Source organism: Duncaniella sp., assembly GCF_029054785.1.
Lineage (GTDB): Bacteria > Bacteroidota > Bacteroidia > Bacteroidales > Muribaculaceae > Duncaniella.
Window position 1 is genome coordinate 1 of record NZ_JAIDEN010000084.1, and the last position, 8847, is coordinate 8847.

An 8847-nucleotide genomic window follows, 5' to 3' on the forward strand; every position below is an offset into this window, starting at 1 on the left:
CCGTCGCCTGCGAAAGTTTTGGGCGCCTATGGCTCTTCATTTCAGTTACATAGCTCGCTATGCTCCTTCAATTCAGATCCATATCCACCTCAAAACTTTCGCTCAGATTTTAACTATTGTTTTTAAACAACCTCTAAGTATGAAATAATAGATAGCGTATTGTCAATCCAACCCTGATCAGTCGACCTCGATCACCAGGAAGTCTGAAAGCTGCCAGAATTTTGCAGGATTGGAAATTCTGATGACTTTCTGTCCGTTGAGATCTACGATCGTATAAGAGTCCTTGGGCTGTGATGTCAGCACTTTGGCCTTATTGCTGTGGGTAGGAATTTCGGTCAGTGTGCGGCGGTCACCGGCTGTGAAGTAGTTCATGTCGAAGTTGCCTTCCATCACCTTTGTCTTGCGGAGGAAGCCTGATTCGAGAATCTTCTTTTCTTTCAGCTCCTTGCTGGTGCCGATTGCGTAGTAGACAGTGTTGAGTTCATTTGTGGCAGCGGTTGCAGCTTCCTGAGCGGCTTCTTTCTGCTCGCGTTCGGCTGAAAGACCGGTGTTGAGAGAGTCCACATCGCTGTTAAGGTGAGTCACCTGGGTGTTGAGTTCCTCGATTTTGATGTTGGCGCTCGCAAGCTGGTTGGTCAGAGTGGCGATTTCAGTCTGCTGTTCGGCCATCTGGGCTTTCAGGTTGGCGATGGTACGTTTGAGAGTGCTGCTCTCGCCTCCGTTGTCGGCAAGTTTCTTTTCAAGTTCGGCAAGACGCTCGCGGCGTTCCTGAAGCGCTTTCTGAATGGCGATCATATCGTTTTTGATCTGGTCTCTGCGCGAAACGGATTCACCGAGCGAGCCGGGAGTGGCGATGATTTTTTCAAGATCCTTTATCTGGCTCATGCCGTCGGAAATGTCATTGACAAGTACCAGAAGGCTGTCCTGAGTGGCAAGCGTCTCACGAAGATCGCCTTTCAGTTGTTCGTTCTGAGCTTCTGCCTCACGGAGCTTGCCTCCGTTACAGGCGCTGAGTATTGCAGTAGCAATAACGGCTAAGGTTGCAATCTTTTTCATAAATCTGATGTTGAAAGTGAGTTTTGTCTGTATTTATTCTTATGTACCTTGGGTGCTTTGTCATCCTGTGCACCTACGACTATAACAATTTCTCCTCTCGGAATGTTTTCCGTGAAATAGCTCTTCAGCTCGCCGAGGGTCCCGTTGACCGTCGTGTTGTGCAGTTTGGAGATCTCACGGCTCACTGACGCTTCGCGCTCCTCCCCGCAGACAGCCGCAAGCTGCTCAAGGGTTTTGACCAGCCGCAGCGGCGATTCGTAGATGATCGAAGTGCAGTCACTGGATGCGATTTTTTCCATCCGTGTCTGCCGTCCTTTTTTCGGAGGCAAGAAGCCCTCGAATGTAAACCTGTCGGTCGGCAAACCCGAATTGACCAGCGCAGGCACAAAGGCTGTCGCTCCCGGCAGGGTCTCGACCTCGATCCCCTCTCTCCGGCACTCACGCGTCAGAAGGAAACCCGGATCACTTATGCCTGGAGTTCCGGCATCCGAAATGAGAGCGATCGTCTCTCCTGCGAGAAGCTGGTCTATGATCGGACGGACCGTCGCATGTTCATTGAACTTATGATGGCTCGAACAAGGTGTCGTGATCTCAAAATGGCGCAGAAGCACGGCTGAAGTCCTTGTGTCCTCAGCATAAATACGGTCACAGGTCCTGAGCACCTCGATCGCACGCGGTGTCATGTCGGCCATGTTGCCTACCGGAGTCGGAACTATATAGAGTTTACTCATCAGAAATGTTTTGCGACTATGGCCATGAATTCCTTGACTTCTTCATTTTCAGGATCCCAGCAGAGATCATTGTAAAAATACTCTTCCGCCTCATCCATGTCTGACATCGAGGCGATCACCTCCAGTGTCTCCTTGAATTCATCGTTTGAATTGCGGAAAAGCTCTCGGCAGAAGCGGAACTTGTCGTTCAGTGTAAACGCTTTCGAAATGTCGGCCGCACGCTCACGCGCGAGTTTCTCGTCAAGAGTCAGAGTCACCGGCTGTTCTTCTCCGGCATCCTCTTCTTCCTCAAAACCGGCACTCTCAGCGATCTCCTGAGCCTCATCAGCCGGATTTTCAGGCTTGGCGGGTTCAGTTTCAGAATCCGCAACAGGCCCGACAGCCTCAGCCGGATTTTCAGCCGCATCGGGTTCAGTTTCAGCTACTGCCGGAACCGGCTCTGCATCTGCGGCAATTTTTTCAACCACAGTCACTGATTCAGGGACAAGATCGAGACTTTCGTTTTCAATCTCATCCGCCGCTTTCAGCCCCTCAAGAAGCAACCCGGCCTTACGGACCAGCAGTTCTTTTATTTCAGGAGCCGCTTCCTCACCCCGGTTGAGGTGAAGCAGTAACAATCCTTCTATCTCATAGGCCAGATTCAGCAGGCCGGTAATATCATTGTTCATCATTGGAATCTTCAGTAATAATCTCTTCGGCAGAGAGGTTTTCAGACTGCAAACTTACGTCAAATTTTTCTAATAACAATCTCTCTATGTCACTTTTTAACGCAGCCCGGCTGCAACGGAAATTGTTTACCATAAAAATTATCAGATGGGTCGGATGGCCGTTTTCGTCCAGGAGATAACCGGCGTAGCTCTGGACTCCCTTCATGGAGCCGGTCTTCATTGCCACACGGCCTTCCAGCGATGTGTCGGCAAGGAAATTGCGCATTGTTCCGTCATATCCGGCCCGCGGGAAGAGCGAACTGTAATCTCCGCCGAAAGGATCAGTGATCATGTACTGATAGATACCGGCAAGGAAACGGGCCGTCAGACGGTTGCCGCGGGAAAGTCCGCTTCCGTCCTTGATAACCACACCGTGGGCGCTGACTCCGGCCTGTGTCCAGACGGCCATTTCTTCCTGTATGGCATCGGCACGTGTGCCGCCGGGAGTGATGGCCCGCAGAATACCCTCAGCCATGAGATTGTCCGAGCGGAACATCAGGCTGCGCATTATCTCTCCGAAGCTCGGCGAGCGGTGCTCATAAACCGTGAAAACGTCTTGCGTTGTGTCAAGTTTTTTGCTTTCCACTTCAATCCCATTATCGCGCAGCACCGTGATGATCTCATGGCGCATAACTTTTGAGGGATATGGAGTTGAAAACACATCGTTAAGTCCGCGGCGCGAGTTACCGCTCACCACGAATGTCTCCGATCCGTCCTTACGGTCGATCTTCACTCCGCGACGTTTCGGATTAACGTAAGAGAATTTCAGGTCAGGGACAAAAGGCACGGTCTCTTTCGATGGCAGACGCAGCCTGAAACGGTTGTCACGGAAATTTGCGCCATGAAGCCTGGTCCCGTAGGGCCAGGGGATGTCTTCGTCCATCCACCCCGGAGGTGTCGTGGCATCCGGAAAATCAGATGAGTCGATGATGACATCGCCGCTCACCTTTGTGATCCCCATTCCGAGCAGGCGCGCCGCTATGCTGTCGGCAAATCCCTGTGACGAGGGAAGAAACTGGGATTCGATTGTCGGATCGCCGCTCACCTTGACAACTATATTGCCTGACAGGACTCCGTCTCTGACAACTCCTCCGGCCATCACGGGAGTGACAAAGCACTCGCTCGTGTCGGCAAGATTCAGCATCGAGCCGACTGTCACCGACTTCATTACCGATGCCGGAATCAAGGCCTTGTCGATGTTTTCCGACACAAGGTCAACTCCGAAACGCAGATCCCGGATCAGTATCGCTGTATTGAGCGAATCAATGCCGCTGACACGGAGAGGGAATGCCAGTGAGGCTATCGAACTGCACAGACAGAGACCGGCAGCAAGGAAACGGCCAAATCCTTTCATCTTCATTCTCCGACAAATTGCATGTGGTCCATCATGACATAGCAGAACGGACGCTCACCGACCGCACGGAATCCGACACGTTCATAGAGACGGCGCGCCTGATGGTTGTCCTTGTCGACAAGCAGCCCGGCAGGTTTTCCGCACTCTGCGGCTCTTCCGACGGCTCCTTTAAGAAGCATTCCGGCTATACCCTGTCCGCGATATTCAGGAAGAACCGCCAGGGTGTCAAGATAGAACTCCTCAGCGTCTGTCTCGTCGTCAACATCATCAAGATTTTTATCAAGAATTGTTTTGACCAGCTCAAAGAACGGTTTACGCAGTTCGTCAAGCAGAGCGCCGTCATAGGAGACTATGACTCCGACTGATTTCCCCTCGTCATCGACAGCGACAAGGGTGTTGCGGTAACTGTACTGGCTGTCTTCTCTCTCGGCAAGGAGAGTGAAAAGGTGTTCGACATCCGCAAGGGTCTTGTTCTCCCCTGCAAGATTCTCACAGATCTCCATCCCGACTGCGTCCATTATGGAACGCGCAATGAGAGGCGCATCAGATTTTTTTGCCTTTGCTATTTTCATTATGTTATTTTATTCCAAAATTCCGATCACTCACCAAGAGTGTTCTTATAAGTTATGATCCGGTGTCCGTCGACAATCTCACTGTCGACAGCAGACGGGGAGGAAATAATCCTCGGCGCTCTGACTCTACCGTTCAATTCTACGGGCGAGACTTCAACCCGGATCTCATCCCAGAGACCTTCTTTGAGAAAGGATTCGAGGACCAAGGCACCACCTTCGACCAGAACCGAGGTAATGCCCCTCCGGTAAAGCTCTCCCATAGCTTCGGCAAGAGATTCGTAGTCGCTGAGGACTATCACTTCCGTGCCGCCTTCGAAGATACGGGAGTCTCTGCCGACACGGCCTCGACGGTCAAGCACAACTTTCACCGGCGACCGTCCGGCAAACAGGCGCGTGGAGAGCGTGGGATTGTCGGCGAGTACCGTTCCGCTCCCAACAAGAATCGCATCATGCATGGCCCTGAGTTTGTGGACCGGCATGGAGGTAAGCGGAGTGGAAATCCTGCCGTCGATAAAGCCGTCTTTGCTCTGGGCCCATTTGAGGGTCACGAAAGGCCGCTGCAATTCGTGGGCTGTCATGAATCTGAGGTTCAGATCGCGGCATTCCTTCTCAAGCACTCCGGTGACGACTTCGACTCCTGCCGCCCTCATGCGGGCGATCCCGCGGCCTGAGACTTTGGCGAAAGGATCCGTAATCCCGACAACCACACGCGGGATGCCACGTTCGATGATCATGTCGGCACAAGGTGGAGTCTTGCCATAGTGCGAGCATGGCTCAAGGGTGACATACATGGTCGAATCCTTAAGCAGCTCCTTATCCGCGACCGAAGCCACGGCATTTACCTCGGCATGCCCCTCGCCGCAACGCCGGTGCCATCCTTCGCCTATGATCCTGCCGTCAGGGCCTGCAATCACAGCGCCGACCATTGGGTTCGGCGATGCGTCAAGCAGACCGTGACGGGCAAGTTCCAGAGCACGGCGCATGTATTTCTCGTTTATCTCCATTTACGTGTTGTGTCCGAAGTTCAGTTGTTATTAAACGCCCCTTAATTTTCAGGGTCGACCCAGTCGCCATTGTCCTTGATCAGGCGGACAAGATGGCCGATGGCTTCCTCTGCGGGAATGTTTTTTTCAATACATTCCTTCCCTTTATAAAGGCTGATCTTTCCGGCAGCCGCGCCCACATAACCGTAGTCCGCGTCGGCCATTTCTCCGGGGCCGTTGACAATGCAGCCCATGACTCCGATTTTCAGTCCTTTAAGATGGGATGTCGCCGCCTTGATCTCTCGCAGCGTAGACTGGAGATCATAAAGTGTGCGGCCACAGCCTGGACACGAGATGAACTCCGTCTTCGAGATTCTCAGACGCGTGGCCTGAAGAATGTTCAGCGCCAAGGCAGTCAGCCGCTCCTGTTCCACTCCTGCCGCCTCGATCCAGAGACCGTCGGCAAAACCGGCAAGCAGAAGCGAGCCGAATTCAACCGATGCGGCAATTATCATTTTCGAGGCGCTCAAGCCTGTGTAATCCCGATGGACAATCACAGGATTTTCCAGGCCTTCCGACTGAATGGCTGTCAGGAAAGCGCGGAGATGACACAAGGCATTTTCAGCCTTCGAGCCAAGCACAACAACCCTGGCCGGATCGGCCTTAAGCGTTTCTGTCAGGCGCGCATCAAGACCGTCTTCGGCATTTACCATGACTGCATCAGCCAGAGATTCAGGCGCAAGATCAAGCCCTACGACCTGAGGCTGACGGTCAGACCACAGGCTTCTGCGCCTTGTCGGCATGTAAGCGTTATAATCCTCGCTTACGCTTACCGGCATGACCTTTGGTCCGTCAGACAGCGAGGCTATGAAATCGACAATGTCGGTTGCCGGCTCAATCTCACATTCCGGTTCCTCGCTGAGCGAAACTCGGATCGTGTCGCCGATGCCTTCGGCAAGAAGAGTCCCGATGCCGACAGCCGATTTGATTCGGCCATCCTCGGCATCTCCGGCCTCCGTCACTCCGAGATGAAGCGGAAAGTGCATGTCTTCAGCTTCCATCGCATCAACCAGACGGCGGACGGTCTCGACCATCACACACACGTTTGATGCCTTGATCGAGATAACCACATCGCGGAAATCATGCCGGACACACACACGGAGAAATTCCAGGGCACTCTCCACCATTCCGGCAGGAGTGTCGCCGTAGCGGCTCATGATGCGGTCCGAGAGAGAGCCGTGGTTCACACCGATGCGCAATGCGGTTGAGTGCTCGCGGCAGATCGCCAGAAGGGGAAGCAGCCCCTCTTCGATTTTTTCAATCTCGGCGGCATATTCCTCATCCGTGTAGTCGATTTTCTTGAAAACTCGGCCCGGATCGACGAAATTTCCGGGATTTATGCGCACCTTCTCAACGCGCGAGGCGGCTGCAAAGGCCGCACGCGGGTTGAAATGGATATCGGCTACCAACGGCACATCGCATCCGTCGGCCCTCAGCCGCGCTGAGATTTCGGCCAGATTCTCGGCTTCACGGACTCCCTGGGCTGTGAGCCGCACAATTTCGGCTCCTGCCCCGGCAATACGCTTTATCTGCGCCACGGATCCGTCAGTATCCATAGTGCTTGTGGATGTCATCGACTGGAGACGCACCGGATTGGTGGCCCCGATAAAGACATTTCCGACTTTTACAGGCCAGGTTTCCCTTCGGGCGTAATTGAAATCAAGTGTTTTTGATCCGGATACAGCCATCTGTCAGTCGACCTTAAAATCATATTTCACCTCCTTGAGTTCCTCGTTGGCTTTGACGATCTTCTTTGAGAGTGTCGAACGGTAAGCCTCATAGCGGGCGGAAAGTTCGGGATCGGAAAGTGCGAGGATCTGGACTGCTGTGATCGCAGCGTTCATACCGGCATTGATACCGACAGTGGCCACAGAGATACCCGGAGGCATCTGAACGATGGAATAAAGAGCGTCCATTCCGCTGAGTGTCGAGTTGATCGGAATACCGATCACGGGCAGCGGTGTCATCGCAGCGATCACACCCGGAAGTGCGGCTGCCATTCCCGCAGCGGCGATAATTACTTTGATACCTCTCTCCTGTGCTCCATGAGCGAAGCTTTCGACTTCCGACGGAGTACGGTGGGCCGACAAGGCATTCATCTCGAAAGGCACCTCCATCTGATTCAGGAAATCAGCGGCTTTTTTGAGAATGGGAAGATCGCTTGTACTTCCCATTATTATACTTACAATCGGTTTCATGATTAGGATGAATTTATTTTATTGTGAGGTTAAATTTTTTCAGATCATTGACATGAGATAGACGCAGATGAAGCCATTGGCACATCCGGCCAACACCTGCCACAGAGTGTGACGTTCAAGGTAGACACGGGCTGTCATTACCATTCCTGTCAGGATGATGACTGTTGAGAGCCACAGGTTCATATCATAAATGGCATAATGCGAGGCCACCACCCGGAACATCAGCGCGACCAGTCCGCCCATTGCGGCTGCGTGGGCACTGATTTTCCACCAACAGTTAACCACAACGCTGACAACAGTGGCCACAGCGGCTCCGACGAAGAACATCGGCAGCCATAATGGCGCACTCGCCTTGAAGAAGAAAAAACCGCAGCCGAGATAACAGAGGATGACGGCTATGTAAGGTATATACCGTTCCTTACGCTCGTTCAGCGCCGGGTCGGACACTACACCTGAGCGAAAAAGGGCCATGATGACCGATACCGGAATGAGACAGGTGATGACAAAGGTGATGCCGACGGCGGTCCATAGCAAGTTGGACGGCAGGTATCTCAATATGGTGAGAAATGCAACCAAGGCCATGCCGTAGGTCGGAACCAACAGCGGCGAAAACATGGCTGACAATATTTCTGATATTCTTTTCATCGTTCTTTTATGAATCTTTAGACGTAAATTTTTTCTACTATATGCCTTTTCGCAGACGCGCCACAGGCAGACCGAGGCGCTCGCGATATTTCGAGACCGTGCGCCGGGCTATCTCATAGCCGCGCTCATTCAGTTCTTTCATAAGGGCATCGTCGCTGAGCGGATGACGCGGATCTTCCCCGCCGATGATTTCTTTGATGACGGCAAGGATCTCGCGCGAGGATGTGTCTTCATCCTCCCCTCCCACTCGCTCGTTGAAGAAGAATTTGAGCGGATAGGTTCCGACCGGAGTGGCCACATACTTTCCGGCTGTGGCTCTCGAAATCACAGACAGATCATAGCCTGTCTCGCGTGACACGTCCTTGAGTATCATGGGGCGCAGACGCGTCTCGTCTTCACTGATAAAGAAATCGTGCTGGAGTTTGACGATCGCGGCCATCACATTGTAGAGCGTCTGCTGACGCAGACGCAACAGGTCGTTGAAATCAGTCGCATCCTCACGCGGTCGGCTGAGTAACGTCATAGAGTCAGTAGCCGGAAA

9 protein-coding genes and 1 pseudogene are annotated in these 8847 nt (G+C 52.9%); all 10 read right to left on the reverse strand.

Annotated elements, in window-relative coordinates:
• Positions 1–177 precede the first annotated feature (177 nt).
• Positions 178–1056: a hypothetical protein gene (locus K2H17_RS05210; protein ID WP_300132237.1), complete on the reverse strand. Its 879-nt coding sequence runs from the start codon at positions 1054–1056 to the stop codon at positions 178–180.
• Complete coding sequence (gene rsmI / locus K2H17_RS05215; protein WP_300132239.1) at positions 1053–1787, reverse strand: 16S rRNA (cytidine(1402)-2'-O)-methyltransferase; 735 nt, start codon at positions 1785–1787, stop codon at positions 1053–1055. The genes K2H17_RS05210 and rsmI overlap by 4 nt, the downstream gene beginning before the upstream one ends.
• The gene (locus K2H17_RS05220) at positions 1787–2458 is read right to left on the reverse strand and encodes a hypothetical protein (RefSeq protein ID WP_300132241.1); all 672 of its coding nucleotides are present in this window, start codon (positions 2456–2458) and stop codon (positions 1787–1789) included. The genes rsmI and K2H17_RS05220 overlap by 1 nt, the downstream gene beginning before the upstream one ends.
• Positions 2445–3854: a D-alanyl-D-alanine carboxypeptidase/D-alanyl-D-alanine-endopeptidase gene (gene dacB / locus K2H17_RS05225; RefSeq protein WP_300132243.1), complete on the reverse strand. Its 1410-nt coding sequence runs from the start codon at positions 3852–3854 to the stop codon at positions 2445–2447. Before dacB ends, K2H17_RS05220 begins: the two co-directional genes overlap by 14 nt.
• A complete protein-coding gene (locus tag K2H17_RS05230) occupies positions 3851–4420 on the reverse strand; it encodes an N-acetyltransferase (protein ID WP_300132245.1) in 570 nt (189 codons plus the stop codon). Before K2H17_RS05230 ends, dacB begins: the two co-directional genes overlap by 4 nt.
• Before the next feature lie 26 nt (positions 4421–4446).
• Complete coding sequence (ribD, locus tag K2H17_RS05235; RefSeq protein ID WP_300132247.1) at positions 4447–5424, reverse strand: bifunctional diaminohydroxyphosphoribosylaminopyrimidine deaminase/5-amino-6-(5-phosphoribosylamino)uracil reductase RibD; 978 nt, start codon at positions 5422–5424, stop codon at positions 4447–4449.
• Between the two features lie 41 nt (positions 5425–5465).
• Positions 5466–7151, reverse strand: coding sequence for a (E)-4-hydroxy-3-methylbut-2-enyl-diphosphate synthase (gene ispG, locus K2H17_RS05240; RefSeq protein WP_300132249.1), 1686 nt, complete (start codon positions 7149–7151; stop codon positions 5466–5468).
• 3 nt (positions 7152–7154) lie between these two features.
• Positions 7155–7661 carry a 5-(carboxyamino)imidazole ribonucleotide mutase gene (gene purE, locus K2H17_RS05245; protein ID WP_300132251.1) on the reverse strand — a complete coding sequence of 169 codons (507 nt, stop codon included), beginning with the start codon at positions 7659–7661 and terminating at the stop codon, positions 7155–7157.
• A 39-nt stretch (positions 7662–7700) separates the two neighbouring features.
• Positions 7701–8306: a phosphatase PAP2 family protein gene (locus tag K2H17_RS05250; RefSeq protein WP_300132253.1), complete on the reverse strand. Its 606-nt coding sequence runs from the start codon at positions 8304–8306 to the stop codon at positions 7701–7703.
• A 37-nt stretch (positions 8307–8343) separates the two neighbouring features.
• Positions 8344–8847, reverse strand: a pseudogene (locus K2H17_RS05255) (RNA polymerase sigma-54 factor); the annotation flags it as partial.